Source organism: Streptomyces sp. NBC_00038 (genome assembly GCF_026343635.1).
In the GTDB taxonomy this organism is placed as follows: Bacteria; Actinomycetota; Actinomycetes; order Streptomycetales; family Streptomycetaceae; genus Streptomyces.
Genome location: NZ_JAPELQ010000001.1, coordinates 3,106,039 through 3,129,880 on the forward strand (window position 1 = coordinate 3,106,039; position 23,842 = coordinate 3,129,880).

The window sequence follows — 23,842 nt, forward strand, 5'->3', positions numbered from 1 at the left end:
TCCGACGGGTGGGCGTCAGGTGAGAGCCGTCACGGGGATACGGCGGAAGGTGATCGTCTCGTACGCGCCGAAGTCGCCCGTCTCGTAGAGGAGTCCGACGGTCGTGGTGTCGACGCGTACGAGGTCGGAGTACCCGGCGGGCAGTCCGTCGACCGTGTGCGCGGGGCGCCAGGTGATGCCGCCGTCGATGGAGGCGCGCACGGTCATCAGGGCGCGGTAACCGGGGGCGGCGGGGCTGGAGTAGAGGAGCAGGTCGGGGTCGCGGAGCTGGAGCACGCTGCCCTGGACGACGGGGGCGGTGAGGCCGGCCTGCGGGCGGAAGGGTTTGACCAGGGTCTCGCCGCCGTCGCGGGAGTGGGCGTCGGCGCGGGTGCCGGGGGCGGTGGCGTGGTTGCGGGTGTTGAAGTAGACGCGTCCGTCGGGGAGTTCGGCGGCGGTGGTCTCGTTCGCGTTGATGTAGCCGTTCGGGTCGTCGTCCACGTATCCGATGCGCCAGGTCAGGCCGCCGTCGTCGCTCAGCAGGCAGTGGCCGCCGTTGTACTTGCCCTCGGTGCCGTTGTCCGTGCCCTTCGGCGGGAGGGAGTGGTTGGCGGGGACGACGACCCGGCCGGAGGTCAGCTGGAGGGCATGGCCCGGCGTGGTGGCGTACCACCGCCAGGTGTCCTTCTTCGTCTGCGCGGTGATGTCCGCGGGCCTCGACCAGGTGAGGCCTTCGTCGTCGCTGTGCTGGACCCAGACACGGCGGCCGTCGGCGGCCGACAGCTTGCCGCGGCGGATGGCGTCCTCGGTGGCGAGGGCCGTGTTGCGGACATGGACGAGCAGGACGCGGCCGGTGTCCAGGACGACGGGGGCGGGGTTGCCCGAGAGGTGCTCGCCGTTCTCGGCGGCGACCTGCAACGGGCCCCAGGTGCGGCCGCCGTCCGTGGACCGCTTCAGCACGATGTCGATGTTCCCGAAGTCGTCCCGGGAACCGACCCTGCCCTCGCAGAAGGCGAGCAGGGTCCCGGAGCCGGTGGCGACGACGGCCGGGATACGGAAGCTCGCGTAGCCTTCCTGGCCTGCCGTGAAGGGAACGGACGTCTCGATTTCCTCGGTGGCCGCGTTGTTCGTCATGTGTTTCTCCTTGCTGCTTGAATCGGCGCCCTCCCCAACTCGGGTGAATTCGTCATGAACTCCGGGTCACGAGTGGCTGGTTGCGGCAGGATCCGTCTCCATGGACGCCGTACGGGTCGCGTTGTTGCGTGAAGTGCTTGCCGGGACCGAGTGGTTGGGGGCCACGCGGCGGTTCGCCGGGGTGCTGCGGGGGTCCGTGGTGTCGTACGGGGGCGGGTTGCTGCTGGTGGGCACGGAGGAGTACGAGCCGTGGCATCTCGCCGCGCATCTGGTCGACGAGGCGGCGTGGTCGGGGACGCCGGAGCTTTCGCCGACGCTGGTGCGGCATGCGGTGCGGGCGGCCGGGCCCGCCCACCTTGCGGTGGGGCTGGGGCGTATCGAGGCCGCTCGGCGTGGGGAGACGTTGCTTGTCGTGTCGCCCGGGGTGCCGGGGGGTCCGCTGCTTGAGCGGGTTCATGATGCTCGGCGGGCCGGGGCGACTGTGCTTGCGCTGTCCGCGGGGGGTGGTGAGCTGCCGGCGTTGGCTCATGAGGTGCTGGTCGTGCCGGGTGGGCCCGAGCTCGACCTCGATACGGTTCAGCATCTTGTGAGTGCGGGGGTTGGGGAGAATGCGTTGCCTTCTCCGCGGGGGCGGCGGCGGATTCGGGACCGGCTGTCCCGGCTTGCGGATCAGTTGACGGATCCGCCGGCTGTGCGGTGGTGAGCGGGGGGGGCTTGCCGCTTCGCGGTTTTTGCCCGCCCGCCCACCCGACTCGGTCTTCCTGACCGCCTGCGGCGGGCACCGTCGAAAGACCTTTCCCGCCCACCCGCCCGACTCGCCTCTCCTCGCCGCCTTCGGCGGACAGCTCGCGCCGCGTTCGGCGGACAGCTCGCGGCGCGTTCGGCAGGTAGCTCGCGGCGCCTCCGACGGGGACACCGGGACCCCGCCCCGCACGTGCCACCCGCGGCCTCAGTCCTCCTCAGGCCCCGGCGCCGCGCCCTTCGCGTCGTGCCACTTCGGGTCCGTCTCCCATTCGAGGTTGCGTTCCCGGGCGATCTCCATCGCGCGCTGGGCCTCCGCCCGTGAGGTGTAGGGACCGAAACGGTCCTTGCCCGGGCAGTCGGGGCCTTCCTCGACCTTCTTGTGTTCCAGGCAGTAGTACCACTCGCCGGGCTTGCCGACGGTGCGCTTCTTGAAGAGGGCCATGACCGGCTCCTTTCGCCACGGACATGGTCCCCCACGCCCGCTGGTTAGACTCGCTGGCATGTCTGGCCAGTCGCTGCTCGTACCAGGGGAGCTCTCTCCCACCCGTCCCGTCCCGGGAAACATCAGGCGCCCGGAGTACGTGGGCAAGCCCGCGCCCACGCCGTACACCGGTCCGGAGGTGCAGACGCCCGAGACGATCGAGGCGATGCGGCTCGCCGGGCGGATCGCCGCACGGGCGATGGCCGAGGCCGCGAAGCTCATCGCACCCGGTGTGACGACGGACGAGCTGGACCGGGTCGCGCACGCCTACATGTGCGACCACGGGGCCTACCCCTCGACCCTCGGCTACCGGGCCTTCCCCAAGTCGTTGTGCACCTCCGTCAACGAGGTCATCTGCCACGGCATCCCCGACTCCACGGTGCTGCGCGACGGCGACATCATCAACCTCGACGTGACGGCGTACATCGGCGGGGTCCACGGCGACAACAACGCCACCTACCTCGTCGGTGACGTCGACGAGGAGAGCCGGCTGCTCGTCGAGCGGACCCAAGAGTCGCTCAACCGCGCCATCAAGGCGGTCAGGCCCGGCCGCCAGATCAACATCATCGGGCGCGTCATCGAGTCGTACGCGAAGCGGTTCGGGTACGGGGTGGTCCGGGACTTCACGGGGCACGGGATCAACTCCTCCTTCCACTCCGGTCTGATCATTCCGCACTACGACAGCCCTCATGCGACGACCGTCATCCAGCCCGGGATGACCTTCACGATCGAGCCGATGCTCACGCTCGGTACGCACGAGTACGACATGTGGGACGACGGCTGGACGGTCGTCACGAAGGACCGGAAGCGGACGGCGCAGTTCGAGCACACGCTGGTCGTCACCGACAGTGGCGCCGAGATCCTCACCCTGCCGTAATTTCCCTAGTTTCCGTAGTTTCCGAGCGGCAACCAGCCCGCCCTCAGCCCGCCCTGTCCACAGGGCGGGCTGTTCCATGTGGGCCCGGACGGGATTCGGGGTACGTTTTTACCGACAGGACGTCGGGAACCAGTTGACTTAGGTAAGGCTAACCATAGAAAATCCGACTGGCTGTCGCCTTGTCCTCACCACCGGAGGTCCACCATGAACTCGTCGGGTACAGCGTTCTCGACGCTCATCCGCACCGCCTCGCACGAGCAGCACACGGAGGCGGAGACCTCGACGTTCATGAGCGACCTGCTCGGCGGCAGGCTCGGGGTCGAGGCGTACGCGCGCTACACCGAGCAACTGTGGTTCGTGTACGAGGCGTTGGAGGCGGACGCCGGCAAGCTGGCGTCCGACCCGCTGGCCGGGCCCTTCATCCAGCGTGAACTGATGCGCCGCACCGCGCTGGAGGCCGACCTCGCCCACCTCCGGGGCCCCGACTGGCAGGCGACCCTCACCGCCCTGCCCGCGACCCAGGCCTACGCGGCCCGCGTCGCGGAGTGCTCCCGCACCTGGCCCGGCGGCTACATCGCCCACCACTACACCCGTTACCTCGGCGACCTCTCCGGCGGCCAGATCATCCGCGGCAAGGCAGAACAGACCTGGGGCTTCGCCCGCAAGGGCGACGGCGTGCGGTTCTACGTCTTCGAGGACATCACCAACCCCGCCGCCTTCAAGCGCACCTACCGCGAACTCCTGGACGGCATCCACGCCGACGACCTGGAGAAGCAGCGGATCGTGACGGAGTGCAAGCGGGCGTTCGCCCTGAACACGGCGGTCTTCCGAGCACTGGGGGAAGAGTTCCCGCTGACGGCGTGAGGGCATGACCCTTCCTTGAGCCCGGGCCGGGGATCTTTCGCCCCCGCCGCCCCTACCCGTCCCATCCTTCTGGGGCTCCGCCCCAGACCCCGCTCCTCAAACGCCGGAGGGGCTGAAAATCCTGCCCGAGCCGGAGAGTCTTCAGCCCGTCCGGCGTTTGAGGACGAGCCCTTCGGGCGATCGGGGGTCTGGGGGCGGAGCCCCCAGGAACGGATGGGACGGGTAGGGGCGGCGGGGGCGAAAAACACCCCTCCCTCACCCCCGCACCAACCGCACCCGACCCCCCACCTCAACCCATCCCCCCGGCTGCGGCGCCGTAAGTATCTGGGACCCGGCCCCCTGGGCGATGTTGAGCGCCCGCCCCAGCCGAGCCGTAAGGAGCAGCGCCGCCGCCCCCGTCGCCTCGTCCTCGACGATCCCGTCGTCCCGGCCGGGAAACGCCCGCGCCCGCACCCGCCCCGCGGCCTCGTCCTCCCACGCCCAGGCGTAGATCCACTCCCCGGACGGCGGCACGGGCAGCGCGTCGACCTCGGCGGCGGAGTCGTACCGCCGCACCGTACGCGCCGGTGCCCACTCGGCCCGAGCCTCGATCCAGCTGAACTCACCGTCCAGCCGGACCCCCACCACCCCGGCGGGCGTGACGAGTTCGGGCACATCGAGCAGCCAGCCCGCGCCGACGCACGGATGCCCGGCGAACGGCAGCCGCAGGGTGGGCGTGTAGATGTCGATGACCCCGCGCTCGGGGTCGTCCACGAACACCGTCTCGCTGAACCCGAGCTTCGCGGCGAACGCCTGCCGCTCCTCGACGTCCGGCATGACGGAACCCTCACGGACGACCCCGAGCTCGTTGCCGTATCGCCCGCCGGGCCCGCAGAAGACCCGCAGCACGTCGTAATCAGTCACTCCGGCATTCAAACACCACTCGTACAAGGAGCCCGCCCCCTCCCCCGTCCCCTCACCATTGAGGAGCGCATGGACGGATTCCGAACTCGCCCAGCCACGCCAAAAGCCGCTCCCGAGAAGTCCCGACAAGCCTCCCGCCGGTGAAGCGGGCATCGTCCGTGACCTCGGCCACGCACTCCGGGGGAGGCACGAAGCCGAGTGCCTCCCCGTCGCCGGTGAACTCAGCCTCCGCCAGAACCAGGCCCCGTAGCGGGCCCTCGAAGACGTCAACTCCCAAGGGAGGCACGCTGAACCGCGTCTTGGACAGCACCGCGGCGGGCAGCGAGGCGAGCAGGTCGTACTCGGCCGGGGACAGGTAGGTGTTCGTAATCAGCCCCTGGACGGCGCCCAGTTGACCGGCGGGAACCTTCTGGGTGAGTTTGAGTTCGCAGCCGCCGATGTCCGGACGCTCGGCCCGTCTCAGACGCAGACGCGTCCCCACCAGGTACCGGTCCGTGATCACCCGCGTGGCGGTGACCGACGAAGGAGCGGGAGGCCCCGCCAGCAGGAACCTTCGCTCCCTCTCGATACGCGCGTATTTCCCCGGGCTGACAACCTCGCCCCGCGACTCACCGGCTCGCTCCATCACGCACAGAGCGTCTCAGCCCGCCCTGGCCCACGGAACCGCCGACGAGCGGCCGGCCAGGGCTGGGGCGGGCTGTTGCATCAGTCGCGCCTATGGATATGGATGCGGGACTACGACACCGTACGGCGCCTGCGTACCGCGAGGACCACGCCCGCACCCGCCGCGACGGTCACCGCGGCGGCGGCGCCGAGTGCTCCGGCCGGGACGTCGGAACCGGTCGAGGCGAGCGAACCGGTGTCGCCGCCGGTCGTGGAGCCGGTCGTGCCGGTGCCGCCCGTGGTGGTGGACGTGGCCGAGGCACTGGGGGTCGACTCGTCGTCGCCGCCCGGCAGTTGGGCGTCCTCGTCGACGGCCACGGCCAGGTCCACCGGGTCGAGTTCGGTGCCTGTCGTGTAGAAGCCGCCGAACGCCTCCGCGCCCGCGTCCGTCAGGGTGGCCGTGACGTCGTCGAGCTCGATCACGTCGTCCTCGACCGTCAGCTGGGCCGACGGAGCCTTGAGCTTCGCGAGGACGACGTCCTCGGACTTCTCGCCGAGGCTTTCGACGTCGGCGGTCAGTTCGCCGGTGCCGCCGTCGAGCTCCGCCTTGAGGTCGCTGAGGGTGAGGTCGAGGCCGTAAGTGCCGTTGTCCTCATGGCCCTTGAAGTTCACCGCGCCCTCGAAGGAGGCGGAGAGGGTGTCGGCGTCGGTGTCGTAGGTGCCGGTGCCGTCCACGAAGGTGAAGACGCCGTTGCCGGTGGCCTGGGTCGCACCGCCGGACGCGGTGATCTCGCCCTGGGCGACGCCGCTCACGACGTACGTACGGAAGGACTCCTTCACGCCCCAGCCGAGCGTGCCGTCGGTGATCTCGCCCGCGGTCGGGGTCTGCGATGCGGACGCCGACGGGGACGGCGACGCGCTCCCGGAAGCGGACTCGGAGTTCGACGGCGACGGAGAGGTCGAGTCGGAGTTCGACGGGGACGGGGAAGTCGAGTCGGACGGGTCCGGGTCCGGCGACTGCGACGTCGTCTTCTGCACCAGCGTCAGCGGGTCCCCGGCCGCGTCCGCGTAGGACGCGCTGCCGAGGATGTCCGCCGCCTCAGCCGTCAGCTTGGTCGCCATGTCCTTCATGTCGCGGGTGACCGTCACCGTGGCGAGCGGCGCGTCCTCCGACTTCGTCGTGACCGGCGTCGCGCCCGTCGCCGAGGTGGTCGTCTTCGTCACGTCGGCGGTGATCTCGGTGGTGGCGCTGTCGAACTTCACGTCGGACAGGGTGATGTCGAAGCCGTGTGCCTGGGAGACGATGTTCAGGCTGCCCTTGAAGCCGAGGTCGAGCGTGTGCGCCGTGGTGTCGTAGGTGCCGGTGCCGTCGACGAAGGTGAACGCGCCGTTGTCCGCGGCCTGCGTGGCGCCGTCCGTCGCCGTGAAGGTGCCCGCCGCGTAGGTGGTCACGTACGTGCGGTACGACTGCTTGATGCCCCACGTCAACTCGTAGCCGCTGAGCGGGGTTTCGGCAGCCGCGGCGGTGGGCGCGCCGGCGGTGGCGAGCACGGTGGCACCCAGTGCGGCGGCCGTGGCGACGGCTGCGGCGAGGGCGAGAGGGCGGCGGGCTCTGACGGACATGAAGGTGGTTCTCCTCGATGGGTGGTCCGCCGAGTGGCGGACGGTGCAATGGGGTTCAGTCCTCGTCAGGGACTGCGGGGGCCTGGCGGCCACGGCGCCTGCGGACGGCGATCGCGTAGGCCGCGCCCGCCACCAGCAGGGCGCCGGCCGCGAGGCCGATGGGCAGGACCGGTGCGCCGTCGGAGGTGTCCGCGGCGGCCTCGGTCGTGTCGGTCTTGGCTTCGGCGGCCGTCTCCGGCGCCGAGGGGGTCGCGCTCCCGGTGGCCGAGCTGCCCAAGTCGGGCAGCGCGGGCAGGGCCGAGGCGTCGGTGAGGGCGACGGCGAGCGAGAGGGGGTCCATCTCGGTGCCCGCCTGGTACATCCCGCCGAAGGCCTTCGCGCCCTTGGCGGTGAGCTTGGTGGGCGCCTCGGTCAGCTCGACGAGGTCGTTCTTCGGGGTGAAGTCCTTTGCCGTGAAGGTGACGAGCGGAACCTTCTTGCCGGTGAAGTCCTCGCTGGTCACATCGGCATAGAGGGTGCCCTTGGCGTCCTCGACGGCTACCCGGACGCCGCTCAGCTTCAGGTCGAGACCCTGTTCGCCGCTGAAGCGCACCGCGCCCTCGAACTCCGCCTCCAGCGAGCGGTCGTCCTTCTTGTACGTCCCCTCACCGCCGGCGAAGCGGAAGAGGGCGCCGCCGTCCTGGGCTCCCGAGGACAGGGTCCACTTGCCCTGGGCGATGTCCCCGGTGACGTACTCGCGGAAGGTGCGGCGCACGCCCCAGTCGACGGCGCCGTTCGCGATCGCGCCCGAAGTCTCCTTCTTCGCGGAGGACTTCGTGGGCGTGGGTGTGGGCGTGCTCGACGCCTTCGGCGTGGCCGCCGGCTGTACGTCCGCGGACAGGCTCACCGGATCGAGCGCGGTACCGGCCGTGTAGTACCCGGCGAAGGACTGCGCGCCCTGTGAAGTCAGCGTGGCGGGAAGGCTGTTGAGCTGTACGGAGTTGCCGCCGCCCTTCATGTCGATCCCGCCGAGGGAGAGGGAGGCGAAGGGCACCTGTGAGGACGTCGTGACCGTCCCGGTGCCCTTCGCCTTGCTGGTGATGTCGACGTAGAGGGTGCCGCTGCCGCCGGAGATGCGGACGGTGGGGCGGCTGATGGTGAGGTCGAGCTGGTAGGTGCCGTCGTCCTCCTTGTGCCCGACGAAGTGGACCCCGCCGGAGAAGGAGGAGGAGAAGGCGCCGGTGGCGGCGTCGTAGGTGCCCGTCGCCGAGTGGAAGCGGAACTGGCTGCTGCCGACCGTGGCGGCGCCGCCGGTGAGGGAGTAACTCCCCTGGGCGATGGGCCCGGTGACATAGCTCTGGAAGGAGGACTTGATGCCCCAGTCGAGCCGCCCGCCCTGCACGCTGCGGCCGGCGGCGTGCGCGGCGGTGGCGGGGAGCAGCGCCCCCAGCAGAGCTCCGAGCGCGGCCACGCACACCGCGGTGATCGGGGCCCTCAGGCGCACGGGCATGGATGTCCTCCGGGTTCGGCGGTCGGTAACCGGCCACTCATGGCTGGAAAGGTAAGGCTAACCTAAGCTATCCCTGGCAGATGTCGGAAGAGGCCGAAGCGACTGAAAGCGGCCGGCCGTAACCGGCAGCGACCGGAAGCGGTCCAAAGCGACCGGAAGCGGACCGAGAGGATGGATGGACGAGCATGGATGGACGAGGATGAAGGACGGGACCGTGCGTCGTCGGCGCACACGAATGGCGGGCGCCCTGCTGTCCGCGCTCGCCCTTCTGACGGCCGCGACCGGCTGCGGGGGCTCGACCGGGAGCGAGGCGTCCACGAAGGAATCCGCGAAGGGATCCGCCGCCTCCGCCAACCGCGTCGAACCCCTGACGGACCCCGCGAAGCCCCAACTGCCCGTCACCGTGAGCTCGTCCGACGGCGAGAAGGTGACGGTCCGCGCCGCCGACCGGATCGTCCCGCTCTCCGGCAGCCTCAGCGAGATCGTCTTCACGCTCGGGCTCGGCGACCGGGTCGTCGCCCGTGACATCACCGCCACCTTCGACCAGGCGGAGAAGCTGCCGGTCGTCACCCGCAACCACGACGTCTCCGCGGAGAGCGTGCTCTCCCTGAGGCCGGACCTCGTCCTCGCCGAGACGACCACCGGGCCCGACGAGGCCATGGAGCAGATCCGCGACGCGGGCATCCCGGTCCTCGTCGTCGCCCCGGCGCAGGGCCTGGACGATGTGGGCCCGCGCATCCAGACGGTGGCCGACGCCCTCGGCGTACCGGCCGACGGGAAGCGGCTCACCCAGCGCTCGGAGGACCGGATCGCCGCCGTACGCAAGGAGATTCCGACCCGCGAGGAGCATCCGCGCGTCGCCTTCCTCTACCTCCGCGGCTCGGCCTCGGTGTATCTCATCGGCGGCAGGGGATCGGGAGCCACCTCGCTGCTCGAAGCGGCCGGAGCGGTCGACGCGGGCGCCGAGGCGGGTCTTGAGAAGGACTTCACGGCCATCACCACCGAGGCCCTGGCCCAGGCGGCCCCCGACGCGATCCTCGTGATGACCAAGGGGCTCGAATCGGTCGGCGGCGTCGACGGCCTCGTCAAGATCCCCGGCGTCGCGCAGACCCCGGCCGGGATGGAGCGCCGGGTCGTGTCGGTCGAGGACGGGGTGCTCCTCAACTACGGGCCGCGCACGGACCAGGTGCTGAAGTCGATCGTGAAGCAGCTCTACGGGGATGGGAGTTGACAATCCGGTTGACAGTCCGCGGCTTTTGACCCGCTCTTTACCGTTCCATGGGGTGCGGATTGAGCCACCGTGATCAAGCCGAGCCCATACACCGTCCATGAGAGCTGAATCACTGGACGGGCGGGTATCACTCAGGTAAGCCTCAGATAAGTTAGGTCGGCCTCACCTGGATCTATGCACTTCCTGTGACCCGCTGTGCCCTCGCCTTGGAGCCCGTATGCGCCCCGTCCGTCTCTCCGTCGCCACCGCCGTCGCCGTCGCGGCGGCCCTGACCGCCGTCACGGGCTGCACCGAGAAGAGCGATGCCTCCTCCAGCGATGACAACCTCATCGAAGTGACCGCCACCGACTCCAAGTGCGAGGTCTCCAAGAAGGAGTTCCCCGCCGGGCACGTCGAGATCGCCGTGGAGAACAAGGGCTCCAAGGTGACCGAGATCTACCTCCTCTTCCCGGACGACCGGATCGTCACCGAGCGTGAGAACATCGGCCCGGGCACCAAGCAGACGGTCACCGCCGAGGTGAAGGCCGGCGACTACACGATCGCCTGCAAGCCCGGCATGAAGGGCGACGGCATCCGCCAGGACGTCAAGGCCACCGGCGGCACCGTCGCCAAGCGCGACCCGCGGCTCGACAAGGCCGTCGCCGCCTACCGCAAGTACGCGCAGGCGCAGGCCGACGAGACGCTGCCCAAGGTCAAGGTGTTCACCGACGCCGTCAAGGACGGCGACCTGGAGGCCGCGAAGGCGGCGTACGCGCCCTCGCGCATCGGCTGGGAGCGCACCGAGCCGGTCGCCGAGTCCTTCGGTGACATCGACCCGAAGGTCGACTTCCGCGCCGACGGCCTCGAGGACGGCCAGGAGTGGACCGGCTGGCACCGCCTGGAGAAGGCCCTCTGGCAGGACAAGAAGATCACCGACGAGGACAAGACCCTCGCCGCCCAGCTGGTCACCGACCTGACCGACTGGCAGAAGCGCGTCGGCAAGGCCGACATCACCCCGACCTCCATGGCCAACGGCGCCAAGGAGCTGCTCGACGAGGTCGCCACCGGCAAGGTCACCGGCGAGGAGGAGCGCTACTCGCACACCGACCTGGTCGACTTCAAGGCCAATGTCGAGGGCGCGGAGGAGTCGTACAACCTCCTGAAGCCGGTCGCCGCCGAGAACGACGCGGCGCTGACGAAGGAACTCGACAAGCAGTTCGCGGCGCTGAACGCGCTGCTCGACCAGTACCGCGAGGACAAGACCTCCTACGAGTTCACCTCGTACGACAAGGTCGGCGACGCCGACCGCAAGGAGCTCTCGGACGCGGTCAACGCGCTCGCCGAGCCCCTGTCCAAGCTCGCCGCCGCCGTCGTGAAGTAAGCGAGGCTCACCCATGACGGACACCACGGAGACCACCAACGGCCCCTCGCCCTCAAGGCGTTCGCTGATCGGCTGGGGCGGTGCCGGGCTCGCGCTCGGTGCCGCCGCGGCCGGTGGTGCGGTGGCCATGACCCGTACGGGAAGCGACGTGGATCCGGCGGCCGCCGAGTCGGGCGCCGCGATCGCCTTCCACGGAGCGAATCAGGCGGGCATCGCGACGCCGGTGCAGGACCGGCTGCACTTCGCCGCGTTCGACGTGAAGACGGACGACCGCGCCGCGTTCGTCCAGCTGCTGAAGGACTGGACCGAGGCGGCGCGGCGGGTCACCGCCGGGCAGGCGGTCGGCGAGGGGGCGTACGGCGGTCTGGCCGAGGCGCCGCCGGACGACACCGGTGAGGCGCTGGGCCTCAAACCCTCGCGGCTGACCCTCACCATCGGCTTCGGGCCGTCCCTGTTCGAGAAGTTCGACCTGGCGGGCCTACGGCCGGAGGCCCTCGTCGACCTGCCGAAGTTCGCGGGCGACAACCTCGACAGGAACCGCAGCGGCGGCGATCTGTGCGTCCAGGCCTGCGCCGACGACCCGCAGGTCGCGGTGCACGCGATCCGCAACCTCGCCCGGATCGGCTTCGGCAAGGTCGTCATGCGCTGGTCCCAGCTGGGCTTCGGTAAGACCTCCTCGACGACGCCGGAAGCGCAGACCCCTCGTAACCTCATGGGCTTCAAGGACGGCACCCGCAACATCGCGGGGACGGAGACCGACCGGCTGCAGAAGTTCGTGTGGGTGGACGAGAAGGACGTCGACAAGAACTCGGCCTGGATGGCCGGGGGTTCGTACCTCGTCGCCCGGCGCATCCGGATGAACGTCGAGACCTGGGACCGCACTCCGCTCCAGGAGCAGGAGGACATCTTCGGCCGCGACAAGGGCGAGGGCGCCCCCGTCGGCAAGGCGAAGGAGCGCGACGAGCCGTTCCTGAAGGCGATGAAGCCCGACGCGCACGTACGGCTCGCGCACCCCGACTCCAACGACGGGGCGACGCTGCTGCGCCGCGGCTACTCCTTCACCGACGGCACGGACGGCCTGGGCCGCCTCGACGCGGGCCTGTTCTTCCTCGCATACCAGCGCGATGTGCGCACCGGCTTCATCCCGGTGCAGCGCAGCCTGGCCATCGACCCGCTCAACGAGTACATCCAGCACGTGGGTTCGGCGGTCTTCGCGATCCCACCGGGCGTCCGGGACAAGGACGACTGGTGGGGCCGGACGCTGTTCTCCAAGGAGGCGTAGCCGTGTTCGCGAACTACCTGATCGGCCTGCGCGAGGGGCTCGAAGCCAGCCTCGTCGTCTGCATCCTGGTGGCCTATCTCGTCAAGACCGAGCACCGCGAAGCGCTGCGGCCGATCTGGATCGGCATCACCGTCGCGGTGCTGATCTCGCTCGGCTTCGGCTTCGCCCTGGAGTACGGCTCGCAGGAGATGACGTTCAAGGCACAGGAGCTGCTCGGCGGTTCGCTGTCGATCGTCGCCGTGGGCCTGGTGACCTGGATGGTCTTCTGGATGCGGCGCACAGCCCGGCATCTGAAGGCGGAGCTGCACGGCAAGCTGGACTCCGCGCTGCTGATGGGCACCGGGGCACTGGTGGCCACCGCGTTCCTGGCGGTCGGCCGGGAGGGCCTGGAGACCTCGCTGTTCGTGTGGACGTCGGTGCACGCGGCCGGTTCCGAGGACGGCACCTTCAAGCCGCTGCTCGGCGCGCTGCTCGGCCTCGCCACGGCGGTGCTGCTCGGCTGGCTGTTCTACCGGGGCGCGCTGCGCATCAACCTGGCCAAGTTCTTCACCTGGACCGGCGGCATGCTGGTCGTGGTCGCCGCGGGCGTGCTGGCGTACGGCTTCCACGACCTCCAGGAGGCCGACTTCCTGCCGGGCCTGACGAACAAGGCGTTCGACATCAGCGGCGCCATCCCGCCGGACAGTTGGTACGGCACCCTCCTCAAGGGCGTTTTCAACTTCCAGCCCGATCCGACCGTCCTCCAGGTCACGGTGTGGGCGCTGTACCTGATCCCGACTCTCGCGATTTTCCTCGCCCCGGTAGGGTTCGCCTCCGGGAAGGGGAAGGTGAAGACGCCTGATGAGCAGGGATCGCAGGGTTCGCGGGGATCGCACCATTCGAAGGCTTCGTAGTCGCGGCCAATTCGCCCTGGCGACGGGCGCGGTGACCGTTCTGTCCTTGACGGCGAGTGGCTGCATGGTGGTGCACGGGGAGCGGGAGATCGTGCCGGCGGCGACCCAGGCGGAGGCCGCCCGCGCGCTCGAGGACTTCACCACGGCGTACAACGAGGCGGACAAGGCGTACGACCGCTCGCTGGACGCCGGCTACGTCACAGGCCCGCTCGCCGACATCGACGGCGCGAAGCTGGAGGCCGGGCAGAAGAACAGCCCGCAAGGCAACGCGGCGCACTCTCCGCTGGAGCTGACCGACGCGAAGTTCACCATCCCCGAGAAGGCGGGCTGGCCGCGCTGGTTCCTGGCCGACACCGACTCCAACAAGGGCTCGGACGACACCCGTTGGCTGGTCGTGTTCACCCGGGGCAGCGCGAGCGACGTGTGGGAGGCCTCGTATCTGACCGTCCTCGCCGCCGACGGCATACCGGAGTTCGAGAAGGACGCGGACGGCTGGGCGCAGCCGGTCACCGCGGACGACGCGGCCCTCGCGGTCGAGCCGGACAAGCTGGGCCAGGCGTACGCGACCTATCTGGCGAGCGGCGGCGACACCTTCGCGCCCGGCGCCTACACCTCGGAGCTGCGGGCCCTGCGCGAGAAGAACGAGAGCAAGCCGGGCCTCGCCCGGCAGTACGTCGACGAGCCGCTCAACTCCGGTGACTACGCGCCCGTCGGGCTGCGCACCAAGGACGGCGGCGCGCTGGTCTTCTTCACCACCCGCCACTTCGAGAAGCAGACCGCCGCTCAGGGCGTCGACATCAACGTCACCGACGCGAACATCAAGGCCCTGATGACGGGCGAGGTGAAGCAGTCCCTCACCCTGGAGTTCGTCGCCAACGAGGCGGTCCTCGACCCGGCGAAGGGGTCGGGGGACCAGCAGGTGGAGTTCCTGAGCCGGGTGCAGGGGCTGACTGGGGCGAAGGGCGAGTAGCGGAGGCGAGCGGTTCAGCCCCGGTGGGGCCAGGCCGCCAGCTGCTCCGAGCCGTCCCCGGCGTAGCGGGCGCAGGCGTCGGTCAGGATTTCGAGGATGGTGAGCGGATCCGGCAGGGGATGCTCGGGGCCCCGTACCCAGTCGACCGTCAGGTCACCGGGGAGCTGGGCGGGCGGCACCAGGACGTACGAGCCGCGGCAGTGCCAGCGCAGCCCCGGGTGCTCGTCCATCGTCTCGGGGTGGCAGTCCAGCTCGCAGGGCCACCACTCGTCCTCGTCCTCGGGCGTACCGCGGGTGGCCGTGAAGAAGAGCATGCGGTCGGCGCCGGACTGGGCGACGGGTCCCACCTCGATACCGGAGGCGAGCAGCCGCTCCAGCGCCTCGCGCCCCGCGTCCAGCGGCACGTCGAGGACGTCGTGCACCATGCCGGTCGCGGTGATGAAGTTGGCCTGCGGCTGATGCCGGGCCCACCGCTCGATCTGGGCGCGGTCGGTCGTGGACTGGGTCTGCCAGGCGAAGGAGATGGGGTGGCGCGCGGGGGTGGGACAACCGACGCGGTCACAGGAGCACCGGTACCCGGAGGGGTACGCGGCCTGCGCGAGCGGCAGCCCGGCGGCGGCAGCGGCGAGCAGCAGGGCCTCACGCCCGCTGCCGTCACTGGCGGTCTCCTTGGGGCGGCGGCCACGCAGCCACTGGGAGATCCTGCCCTGCGCGCCGGAGCGGCTGCCGAACTCTGCGCTCATGTATCGCCTCGCCTAGCCCTAGTTCCCCACGTCTTGCCCTATGGTCCCACCATCCTGCGCCCCGGGTGGCCAGAGCTGACATCCGGGGTAGGTGGGGGCGATGCGCTCTCGGCCGGAATCAGGCTTGTTTGCATGCTTTGGTGTGATTTATCTCGCCGTCCCGGTGGCCGCTCAGCGCGGGGCGAGGCCGTGGAGGGCGTAGTCGACGAGGGCGTCCGTGTAGTCGTAGGTGATCGGCCCGGTGTACTGGAGCCAGCGCTGGGCGAGCGGGGAGACGAAGAGTTCCAGGGCGATGCGCGGGTCGATGTCCTGGCGCACCTGGCCGGCGTCCTGGGCTGAGCGCAGCCGCTTCACGTACAGCTGGAGCTGGGGTTCGAGGAGCTTGGTCACGAACTCGACGCCCACCTCCTTGTTGACGACGCCCTCGGCGGCCAGCGCACGCGAGGGGATCTCGAACTTGGGGTCGAGGAGCTCGTCGACGGTGGCGCGCAGGACCAGCTTGAGGTCGGCCTCCAGATCGCCGGTGTCCGGGATCTCGTACGCCGCCTGCTCCCCCAGGATCTCGGGCCGGGCCGCGGCCTCCGCCGCCTGGGCGCTCAGGTCGATGAACGCCTCCAGGAGCACCTCGGCCTTCGAAGACCACCAGCGGTAGATCGTCTGCTTGCCGACACCGGCGCGGGCCGCGATGCCCTCGATGGTGGTCTTCGGGTAGCCGACCTCGCCGACGAGGGCGAGGGCGGCGTCGTAGATCGCGCGGCGGGACTTCTCGCTGCGGCGGGTGGAGTCGGGGGTGGGCTTACCCGAGGACGGGGTGGACTTCTGACCGGGCGTCTGGACCATGGGGCGAATTTATCAGGTTGACAAGACGTTGCGTCTCGCCGGACAGTGGTAAGCATCGAACGAGACGAACCGTCTCGTTGTGATCCGGAGGGAGACCCGGGATGAGCCGAGGCGGAAACGGAAACATGCTGGGCGTCGGCGGAACCCGCAGCAACCTGGGCCGCAAGGCGCTGCGCGGCGGGGGCCGGGGCAAGCGGGTCGGCGGGGGCCAGGATCCGCAGAGCCAGAAGCGGGAGCTGCTGCGCAGGCTGCAGGAGGGCCGTACGGAAGGCCACGCGGAGGAGGAACGGAGTTAGTCCCCCTGGGGCGGCGGCCAGGCGTCGCCCCAGGCCGCGTCGCGGGCCGCCCTGTACAGCAGGCCGTGGCGCTTGGTCACCGTGTCCCGGCGCAGGGACTCGTCGGGCTCGCACAGGTCCAGGAGCACCTGGCCCTTGCGGATCTGGGGCCTGCGGACGATACGGGAGGGGGCCGGGACCGGCGGGAAGCGGGTCGCGGCGACATAGCTGAACTTCTCGTCCTCGTACGGCAGGGAGCCGCCCTTGACCTGGCGGTGCAGGGAGGAACGGCTGACGCGGGCCGAGAAGTGGCACCAGTCCTCGCCGGGGACGATGGGGCAGCCCGCGCTGTGCGGACAGGGCGCGGCGATCCGGAACCCGGCGTCGATCAAGCGGTCGCGGGCCTCGATGACGCGGGCGTAGCCGCCGGGGGTGCCGGGCTCGATGATCACGACGGCCTGCGCGGCGGACGCGGCGGCGTCGACCACGGAGGCGCGGTCGGCGTCGGTCAGCTCGCCGAGAACGTAGGAGACGGTGACGAGATCAGTGCTCTCGATGGTGAGCGCTGCTCCGATACGAGAGCGGTGCCACTCGGCGGCCTTCAGCTCCGGGTTCGCCGCGGCGATTTCCCGGCCCAGTGCGAGCGCCGGTTCGGCCCAGTCGAGGACCGTCACCGGGCGGGTGCCCTCCCAGGTGGCGTTCACCGCCCAGGTCGCCGCGCCGGTGCCGCCGCCTACGTCCACGTGGCTGTTCGGCGCCCAGTCCGGGGCCGTGTCCGCGAACTCGTCCAGTGCCGTGCGTACCGCCTCGAACGTCGCGGGCATCCGGTACGCGGCGTACGCGACCACGTCCTCGCGGTCGCGGAGGATCGGGGTGTGGGTCGGGGTCTCGCCCCGGTAGTTCGCGATCAGCCGGTCGACCGCCTGCGTGGCCGCCTTCGGGGGGAGGCCGTCGAGGAGGCCGGCCAGGGCGGTGCGGAGGGTTTCGGCGGCGTTCACGTCGTGATTCTACGGTTGGGGGGTGGGGGCTGGGGTGGGGTGGGTTTTCGCCCCCTCCGCCCCTACCCGTCCCTGTTCCTGGGGCTCCGCCCCAGACCCCGCTCCTCAAACGCCGGAGGGGCTGAAACTTTCCCCGGCCGGAGCTAGAGATCTTTTAGCCCGTCCGGCGTTTGAGGACGAGCGCGTCAGCGCGATGCGGGGGTCTGGGGGCGGCAGCCCCCAGGGAGCAAGGGACGGGTAGGGGCGGAGGGGGCGAAAAAACCCTCAAGTCCCCCGCACCGCCCGCGCCACCCGAGTCCCCACCGCCGCCCTCGGCGCATTGTCGGCGGCCCGGCGCCGAGGATGCACCGTATTCGCCAGCAGCACCGCGAACGTGTCCGTCGCCGGATCCAGCACCAGCGACGTCCCCGTGAACCCCGTGTGCCCCGCCGCACCGCGCCCCGCGAGAGCCCCCATGAACCAGGCCTGGTCGAGGGCGAAGCCGAGGCCGGGTGGGGTGAGCATGAGTTCGACGAAGTCGGGGCCGAGGATGCGGGCGGGGCCGTAGGAGCCGCCCGCGAGGAGGGTGCGGCAGAAGACGGCGAGGTCGCGGCCGGTGGAGAAGAGGCCGGCGTGACCGGCCACACCCCCGAGGGCCCAGGCGTTCTCGTCGTGGACCACACCGCGGAGCATGCCCCGGTCGACCCTGGCCCACGGCCACCGCTGGTCCTCCGTCGCGGCCGCCCCCGGACACGGCCCGAACCGGGTGGCCGTCATCCCGAGCGGCCGGGTGATCCCGTCACGCACGAGGACGTCGAGCGTGCGCCCGGTGGTGCGCTCCAGGACGTACTGGAGGAGGAGCAGGTTCACGTCCGAGTAGACGTACTCCCCCGGCTCCGACACCGGCGCCTCCGCACGGAGCATCTCGAGCCGCGCCCGGTCGTCCGGGCAGTCGTACAGCGGGAGTTCGGGCCGCAGCCCTGAGGTGTGGGTGAGCAACTGCCGTACGGTGATGCCGTGTTCGGCGGCCGCCCGGAAGTCCGGCAGATACGCGCCGACCCGCGCGTCGATGCCGAGCGTGCCCCGCTCCAGCTGCTGCACCGCGGCGACCGCCGTGAACAGCTTGGTGAGGGAGGCGAGGTCGAAGGGGGTGCGGGCGGTCATGGGAACCCGTGCCCCGGGCGGCAGTTCGACCCCCGTGTCCGTCTCCTCGTCGTAGGAGGCGTAGCGGACCGCCCACCCCGCGGCCTCCTCGACGGCGATGACCGGGCCGCGCCCGGCGACCAGTACGGCGCCCGCGGCCCAGGGGTCCGCCCCGCCCGTGAGGGCGTGGACCTCCCGTACGAGGTGCTTCAGTTCTCCGGGGTCGAGCCCGGCCCGTTCCGGTGAGTCGATGCGCAGTCTCGGTGCGCTCAGCTGTCCGCCGCCTTTCAGTCCGATGTGCGTCTTCCCTGCCAGGGACGGCACAGTCCCACGAAGCAGGCGGCCGCCACCAGTACTGCGGCCAGTTGGACGACGGCCATCGGGACGGCGGTGCGCTCCCCGGCGATGCCGACGAGGGGTGAGGCGATCGCGCCGACGAGGAAGGAGGAGGTGCCCAGGAGCGCGGAAGCGGAACCCGCGGCGTGCCGGACGCGCATCAGCGCGAGTGCCTGGGTGTTGGGCAGGGCCACGCCCATCGCGGACATCAGCACGAACAGCGCGGCGGCGACCGGAACGAGCCCGGCCTCGCCGAGGACGCCGGTGGACATCAGCAGCAGCGCGGCGGCGGCGAGCGTGATGACCGCGAGGCCGACGGCGAGGACCTTGTCGAGACCGACCCGGCCGACCAGGATCTTGCCGTTGATCTGGCCGACGATCACCAGGCCGACGGAGTTGAGGCCGAAGAGCAGGCTGAAGGTCTGCGGGGAGGCGCCGTAGATCTCCTGGATGACGAAGGGCGAGGCGGATATGTACGCGAACAGCGCGGCGAAGGTGAATCCGCCGGTGAGCATGTAGCCCGCGAAGATCCGGTCGGCGAGCAGTCCGCGCATCGCGCGCAGCGCCTCTCCCACACCGCCGCTGTGCCGCTCACCGGGCGCGAGGGTCTCCGGCAGCCGGAACCAGACGACCGCGGTCAGCGCGATGCCGACCACCGTGAGGACCACGAACACACCGCGCCAGTCGGTGACGCGCAGGACCTGCCCGCCGATGAGCGGCGCGATGATCGGGGCGACGCCGGAGATCAGCATGAGCGTGGAGAAGAAGCGGGCCATCTCCATGCCGTCGTACAGATCGCGTACGACCGCCCGCGCGATGACGATTCCGGCCGCGCCCGCGAGGCCCTGGGCGAGGCGGAAGGCGACGAGGGTCTCGATGTTCGGGGCGACGGCGCAGAGGGCGGTGGCGACGATGTAGATGAGCAGGCCCACGAGCAGTGGTCTGCGCCGTCCCCACCTGTCGCTCATCGGGCCGACGACCAGCTGCCCGAACGCCATGCCCGCGAGGCAGGCGGTGAGGGTGAGCTGCACGGTCGCGGCGGGGGCGTGCAGGGAGTTCGTGACCTCCGGCAGCGCCGGGAGGTACATGTCCATCGCGAGCGGGGGCGTGGCGGCGAGCCCGCCGAGGAGCAGGGTGACGAGGAGTCCGGTGCGGCGGAGGGCGGCGGTGTCCCGTACGCCCGGCGATACGGCTGCCACCGTCTCTATGGCGTCCTCCGCGCTGTCCTGGTCCCGCGTGGTACGGCCACGCTCGGGCATGTGCCCCTCCCTCTCCGAGTAATCCGCCACCTATGCTCTCAGTTCGAACAGAGTGTTCGGGGTCACAGAGGTCACAGAGCGAGGGACCGGGGATGGCAGTGGATCGCGTGCGGTGGGGGATTCTGGCGACGGGTGGGATCGCCGCGGCGTTCACGGCGGATCTGGTGGACATGGCGGACGCCGAGGTGGTGGCCGTGGCCTCGCGGACGGACGCCTCGGCGAAGGCGTTCGCGGAACGGTTCGGGATTCCGAAGGCGTACGGGGACTGGGCGTCGCTCGCCGAGGACGAGGACGTCGACATCGTGTACGTCGCCACTCCGCACTCGGCGCACCGGGCCGCGGCCGGGATGTGTCTGGAGGCGGGGCGCCATGTGCTGTGCGAGAAGGCGTTCACGCTGAACTCGGGCGAGGCGGAGGAGCTGGTCGCGCTCGCGCGGCGGCACGACCGGTTCCTGATGGAGGCCATGTGGATGTACTGCAATCCGGTGGTCCGGCGGCTCAAGGCGCTCGTCGACGACGGTGTGATCGGTGAGGTGCGCACCGTGCAGGCCGACTTCGGGCTGGCGGGGCCGTTCCCGCCCTCGCACCGGTTGCGTGACCCGGCGCAGGGTGGCGGCGCGCTTCTCGATCTCGGTGTCTACCCGGTGTCGTTCGCGCAGCTGCTGCTCGGGGAGCCCTCGGACATCTCCGCGAGAGCGGTGCTCTCCGACGAGGGCGTCGATCTCCAGACGGGTGCACTGCTCTCCTGGGAGAGCGGCGCTCTCGCTTCGGTGCACTGCTCCATTCACGGCGGCACGCCCGTCGCCGCCTCGGTCACCGGCTCCGAGGGCCGCATCGACATCCCCGACGGTTTCTTCTTCGCGGACCGTTTCGTCCTGCACCGCGACGGCCGCGAGCCCGAGGAGTTCACGGCAGGACCGACGCACGGCCCCCGCAACAGCCTCAGGCACGAGGCCGCCGAGGTCATGCGAGCCCTGCGCGCCGGCGAGACCGAGTCCCCTCTGGTCCCCCTCGACGGCACCCTCGCCGTGATGCGGACGCTCGACACGATCCGGGACCGCATCGGCGTCCGCTATCCGGGCGAGGTCAACTAGCGGGACCTCAGGCCGGCTTCAGCCCCTGGTCGCCCACCTCCGTCACGAACGACGCCGCCGTCGTGATCGGAGCGCCCGGCGTCGTCACGGCGTTCACCGTCTTGAAGTCGGCCCGCGCGATCTCCCGCCCCAGCTCGACCGTCACATAGCCGCGCCGCCCGTTGTAGAGCTTCATGTGCGGGTTGGCTCCCGTGTAAGTGTCCCAGGTCGAGGGCTTGTCGGCGCCGTCCCGGCCGCTGGAGATCGACGTGGCGACGATCTCCGTGCCGAGGGTGCTGGACGCGGGGTCGTCGAAGTCGTCCTTGATGTCGTAGGCGTACGCGACGTGCACGTCACCGGTGAGGACCATCAGGTTCTCGATCCCGGCCGCCTTGGCCCCGTCGAGGATCCGGCGGCGCGAGGCCCGGTAGCCGTCCCACGAGTCCATCGACAGCCGCGCCGGGTGCGTGAGGTCGAGCTTGCGCTGCGCGAAGTTCACCTGCTGCGGCACGACGTTCCACAGGGCCCGTGAGCCGCGCCAGCCGTCAAGGAGCCACCGCTCCTGCGTCTCGCCGGTCATCGTGCGCGCCGGGTCGTCGATCTCGGGGCCGGGGAGGTCGAGGCCGTCGCCGTACGCCTGGTCGGAGCGGTACTGCCGGGTGTCGAGGATGTCGAACTGGGCGAGCCGGCCCCAGTTCAGCCGCCGGTAGAGCTGCATGTCGGGGCCTTCCGGCTGCTGCGGGCGGCGCAGCGGCTGGTTCTCCCAGTACGCGCGGTAGGCGGCGGCGCGGCGCAGCAGGAACTCCTCCGGCGGTACGTCGTTCTCGGGGATGTCGTCGGCGTAGTTGTTCTCGGTCTCGTGGTCGTCCCAGGTGACGACGAAGGGGTGCGCGGCGTGCGCGGCGCGCAGATCCGGGTCGGACTTGTAGAGGGCGTACTGCAGGCGGTAGTCCTCCAGGTTCACGGTCTCGTGGTTGAAGAGGTCGGGGAGCACCCGGTCGGTGTAGTTGCGGTAGCCGCCGACGGAGTTGACCGCGTACTCGTACAGGTAGTCGCCGAGGTGGAAGACCACGTCGACGTCGTCCTCGGCGAGATGGCCGTACGCGGTGAAGTAGCCGTCCGTGTAGGCCTGGCAGGAGACGGCGGCGAACTTGAGCCCTGACACCTGGGCGTGGGTGGCGGGCACGGTGCGGGTACGGCCGGTCTCGCTGATCCAACTGCCCGTCTTGAAGCGGTAGTAGAAGACCCGGTCGGCGGCGAGGTGGCCGACCTCGACGTGCACGGTGTGGTCGAACTCGGGGTGTGCGGTGGCCGTGCCGCGTCTGACGATCCGGCGGAAGCGGTCGTCGTGGGCCAACTCCCACTGCACGGTGACGCGTTCGGCGGGCAGACCGCCGTCGGCCTGGTACGGCACCGGGGCGAGGCGCGTCCACAGGAGGACGGAGCCGGGCTGCGGGTCGCCCGAGGCGACGCCGAGCGTGAAGGGGTCTTCGGTGATCTTCGCCGCGTCGAGTTCGGCGGCGCTCGCCACGCCCGCGGTCGGCAGGTTGACGGCGAAGGCGAGTGCGGCGGCCGCGCCGGTGGCGGTGAGGAAGCGGCGGCGGCCGATGTGACGGGCGACGGCGCGGAGTTCGGGGGCGTGCGGAGACGGATGCTTGTGGGCTGCGGGTGTCATCTTGGCCCTCCCCTGACAGTTGTGGTGCCTGTCATTGGAGTGGCCGGGATCGACGCGGGATTGGCGCGTACACAACAGTCAGATGGCGGACGGATGAGTTCCGCAAGGCGGACCCCGCTCAAAGCCTCACGTACGCTGCGGGGCCATGAATGCCATGCAAACGAAGATCGCGGTGGTCACCGGAGCGGGCTCCGGCATCGGTCGCGCGGTGGCGGTGGAACTGCTGCGCACCGGCTGGTCGGTGGCGCTCGCCGGACGCCGGCCAGGGACCCTGGAGGAGACGGCCGCCCTCGCCCCCGAGGGGCCCTCGATCGCCGTACGGACCGATGTCTCACGCCCCGAGGACGTCGACGCCCTCTTCGCGGCCGTACACGACCGCTTCGGGCGGCTCGACCTGCTCTTCAACAACGCCGGTACGTTCGGCCCCGGCGGCGTCCCGTTCGAGGAGCTGCCGTACGAGGCCTGGAGGCACGTCGTGGACACCAACCTCAACGGCGCGTTCCTGTGCGCGCAGGCGGCGTACCGGCGGATGAAGGAGCAGGACCCGCAGGGCGGCCGGATCATCAACAACGGCTCGATCTCCGCGCACACGCCCCGTCCGCACTCGGTCGCGTACACGGCGACCAAGCACGCGCTGACCGGCCTGACCAAGTCGCTGTCCCTGGACGGGCGTCCGTACCGGATCGCCTGCGGTCAGATCGACATCGGCAACGCGGCGACCGACATGACCGAGCGCATGCGAACCGGAACCCTGCAGGCGAGCGGGGAGACGGCGGTCGAACCGGTGATGGACGTCGCCGATGTGGCGCGCACGGTGCGGCACATGGCGGAGCTGCCCCTGGAGGCGAACGTGCAGTTCGCGACGGTGCTTGCGACGGCGATGCCGTACGTGGGACGTGGCTGAAAAGTCCACCCCTCGCCGCGCACCCGCCTCGTCAACTCCTCAACTTGCACAAACGGAAGCTGAACCTCCGGACCATAAAGCCCGGTAGCGGGCTTATGCTCAACATCTCCTCCATCAGAGCTTCACACTTGGAGCACGAGACTTCGGTACGGCCACGGTGTACACCACGGACCATACCGAGGGG

The 23,842-nt window shown here is 70.4% G+C and carries 23 protein-coding genes; 11 read left to right on the top strand and 12 right to left on the bottom strand.

What is annotated here, in order from left to right; all coding sequences use genetic code 11:
• Positions 1-15: 15 nt before the first annotated feature.
• Positions 16-1,113, bottom strand: coding sequence for an exo-alpha-sialidase (locus OG219_RS14210; RefSeq protein ID WP_266826475.1), 1,098 nt, complete (start codon positions 1,111-1,113; stop codon positions 16-18).
• 100 nt (positions 1,114-1,213) lie between these two features.
• Here OG219_RS14210 and OG219_RS14215 point away from each other — a divergent pair, with 100 nt between their 5' ends.
• The gene (locus OG219_RS14215) at positions 1,214-1,816 is read left to right on the top strand and encodes a hypothetical protein (RefSeq protein WP_266826477.1); all 603 of its coding nucleotides are present in this window, start codon (positions 1,214-1,216) and stop codon (positions 1,814-1,816) included.
• Between the two features lie 246 nt (positions 1,817-2,062).
• Here the strand turns inward: OG219_RS14215 and OG219_RS14220 are convergent, their stop codons facing one another.
• Entirely contained in the window at positions 2,063-2,299 is a 237-nt protein-coding gene (locus OG219_RS14220) for a hypothetical protein (RefSeq protein WP_266826479.1), read from the bottom strand.
• Between the two features lie 58 nt (positions 2,300-2,357).
• Between OG219_RS14220 and map the strand changes: the two genes are divergently transcribed.
• Positions 2,358-3,215 carry a type I methionyl aminopeptidase gene (map, locus tag OG219_RS14225; protein WP_266826481.1) on the top strand — a complete coding sequence of 286 codons (858 nt, stop codon included), beginning with the start codon at positions 2,358-2,360 and terminating at the stop codon, positions 3,213-3,215.
• 204 nt (positions 3,216-3,419) lie between these two features.
• On the top strand, positions 3,420-4,079 hold the full coding sequence (locus OG219_RS14230) for a heme oxygenase (biliverdin-producing) (protein WP_266826483.1): 660 nt from the start codon (positions 3,420-3,422) through the stop codon (positions 4,077-4,079).
• A gap of 255 nt (positions 4,080-4,334) precedes the next feature.
• On the opposite strand, the gene OG219_RS14235 is transcribed toward OG219_RS14230, so the two are convergent.
• The 4 genes from OG219_RS14235 to OG219_RS14250 all read right to left on the bottom strand — a co-directional run bounded on the left by OG219_RS14235 (position 4,335) and on the right by OG219_RS14250 (position 8,697).
• The gene (locus OG219_RS14235) at positions 4,335-4,982 is read right to left on the bottom strand and encodes a PhzF family phenazine biosynthesis protein (RefSeq protein ID WP_266826485.1); all 648 of its coding nucleotides are present in this window, start codon (positions 4,980-4,982) and stop codon (positions 4,335-4,337) included.
• A gap of 52 nt (positions 4,983-5,034) precedes the next feature.
• Positions 5,035-5,607: a hypothetical protein gene (locus OG219_RS14240; protein ID WP_266836091.1), complete on the bottom strand. Its 573-nt coding sequence runs from the start codon at positions 5,605-5,607 to the stop codon at positions 5,035-5,037.
• Positions 5,608-5,717: 110 nt separating this feature from the next.
• A complete protein-coding gene (locus tag OG219_RS14245) occupies positions 5,718-7,208 on the bottom strand; it encodes an HtaA domain-containing protein (protein WP_266826487.1) in 1,491 nt (496 codons plus the stop codon).
• 55 nt (positions 7,209-7,263) lie between these two features.
• Positions 7,264-8,697 carry an HtaA domain-containing protein gene (locus OG219_RS14250; RefSeq protein ID WP_266826489.1) on the bottom strand — a complete coding sequence of 478 codons (1,434 nt, stop codon included), beginning with the start codon at positions 8,695-8,697 and terminating at the stop codon, positions 7,264-7,266.
• 199 nt (positions 8,698-8,896) lie between these two features.
• Between OG219_RS14250 and OG219_RS14255 the strand changes: the two genes are divergently transcribed.
• From OG219_RS14255 to OG219_RS14275, 5 genes are all read left to right on the top strand, one after another.
• The gene (locus OG219_RS14255) at positions 8,897-9,928 is read left to right on the top strand and encodes a hemin ABC transporter substrate-binding protein (protein ID WP_266826491.1); all 1,032 of its coding nucleotides are present in this window, start codon (positions 8,897-8,899) and stop codon (positions 9,926-9,928) included.
• A 217-nt stretch (positions 9,929-10,145) separates the two neighbouring features.
• Positions 10,146-11,288: an iron uptake system protein EfeO gene (gene efeO / locus OG219_RS14260; protein ID WP_266826493.1), complete on the top strand. Its 1,143-nt coding sequence runs from the start codon at positions 10,146-10,148 to the stop codon at positions 11,286-11,288.
• Positions 11,289-11,301: 13 nt separating this feature from the next.
• Positions 11,302-12,570, top strand: a complete 1,269-nt coding sequence (gene efeB, locus OG219_RS14265) for an iron uptake transporter deferrochelatase/peroxidase subunit (RefSeq protein WP_266826495.1) — start codon at positions 11,302-11,304, stop codon at positions 12,568-12,570.
• A 2-nt stretch (positions 12,571-12,572) separates the two neighbouring features.
• Positions 12,573-13,463, top strand: coding sequence for an iron uptake transporter permease EfeU (efeU, locus tag OG219_RS14270; protein WP_266826497.1), 891 nt, complete (start codon positions 12,573-12,575; stop codon positions 13,461-13,463).
• Positions 13,411-14,433, top strand: coding sequence for a hypothetical protein (locus OG219_RS14275; RefSeq protein WP_266826499.1), 1,023 nt, complete (start codon positions 13,411-13,413; stop codon positions 14,431-14,433). The genes efeU and OG219_RS14275 overlap by 53 nt, the downstream gene beginning before the upstream one ends.
• Positions 14,434-14,447: 14 nt before the next feature.
• Here OG219_RS14275 and OG219_RS14280 read toward each other — a convergent pair whose 3' ends face one another.
• Positions 14,448-15,176: a bifunctional DNA primase/polymerase gene (locus tag OG219_RS14280; protein WP_266826501.1), complete on the bottom strand. Its 729-nt coding sequence runs from the start codon at positions 15,174-15,176 to the stop codon at positions 14,448-14,450.
• Positions 15,177-15,347: 171 nt separating this feature from the next.
• The gene (locus OG219_RS14285; protein WP_266826503.1) at positions 15,348-16,016 is read right to left on the bottom strand and encodes a TetR/AcrR family transcriptional regulator; all 669 of its coding nucleotides are present in this window, start codon (positions 16,014-16,016) and stop codon (positions 15,348-15,350) included.
• A 101-nt stretch (positions 16,017-16,117) separates the two neighbouring features.
• Here OG219_RS14285 and OG219_RS14290 point away from each other — a divergent pair, with 101 nt between their 5' ends.
• The gene (locus tag OG219_RS14290; RefSeq protein WP_266826505.1) at positions 16,118-16,312 is read left to right on the top strand and encodes a DUF6243 family protein; all 195 of its coding nucleotides are present in this window, start codon (positions 16,118-16,120) and stop codon (positions 16,310-16,312) included.
• Here OG219_RS14290 and OG219_RS14295 read toward each other — a convergent pair.
• The 3 genes from OG219_RS14295 to OG219_RS14305 form a co-directional block, all read right to left on the bottom strand.
• Complete coding sequence (locus OG219_RS14295) at positions 16,309-17,289, bottom strand: small ribosomal subunit Rsm22 family protein (protein ID WP_266826507.1); 981 nt, start codon at positions 17,287-17,289, stop codon at positions 16,309-16,311. The genes OG219_RS14290 and OG219_RS14295 overlap by 4 nt on opposite strands.
• A 264-nt stretch (positions 17,290-17,553) precedes the next feature.
• Positions 17,554-18,726 (bottom strand): serine hydrolase, encoded by a 1,173-nt coding sequence (locus OG219_RS14300; RefSeq protein WP_266836092.1) that lies wholly within the window; start codon positions 18,724-18,726, stop codon positions 17,554-17,556.
• On the bottom strand, positions 18,699-20,006 hold the full coding sequence (locus tag OG219_RS14305; protein ID WP_266826509.1) for a multidrug effflux MFS transporter: 1,308 nt from the start codon (positions 20,004-20,006) through the stop codon (positions 18,699-18,701). Before OG219_RS14305 ends, OG219_RS14300 begins: the two co-directional genes overlap by 28 nt.
• Before the next feature lie 92 nt (positions 20,007-20,098).
• Here OG219_RS14305 and OG219_RS14310 point away from each other — a divergent pair, with 92 nt between their 5' ends.
• Positions 20,099-21,100: a Gfo/Idh/MocA family protein gene (locus OG219_RS14310; RefSeq protein ID WP_266826511.1), complete on the top strand. Its 1,002-nt coding sequence runs from the start codon at positions 20,099-20,101 to the stop codon at positions 21,098-21,100.
• 7 nt (positions 21,101-21,107) lie between these two features.
• Here OG219_RS14310 and OG219_RS14315 read toward each other — a convergent pair whose 3' ends face one another.
• Positions 21,108-22,754, bottom strand: coding sequence for an alkaline phosphatase (locus tag OG219_RS14315; protein WP_266826512.1), 1,647 nt, complete (start codon positions 22,752-22,754; stop codon positions 21,108-21,110).
• Positions 22,755-22,899: 145 nt separating this feature from the next.
• Between OG219_RS14315 and OG219_RS14320 the strand changes: the two genes are divergently transcribed.
• The gene (locus tag OG219_RS14320; protein ID WP_266826514.1) at positions 22,900-23,658 is read left to right on the top strand and encodes an SDR family oxidoreductase; all 759 of its coding nucleotides are present in this window, start codon (positions 22,900-22,902) and stop codon (positions 23,656-23,658) included.
• The last annotated feature ends 184 nt before the right edge of the window (positions 23,659-23,842 follow it).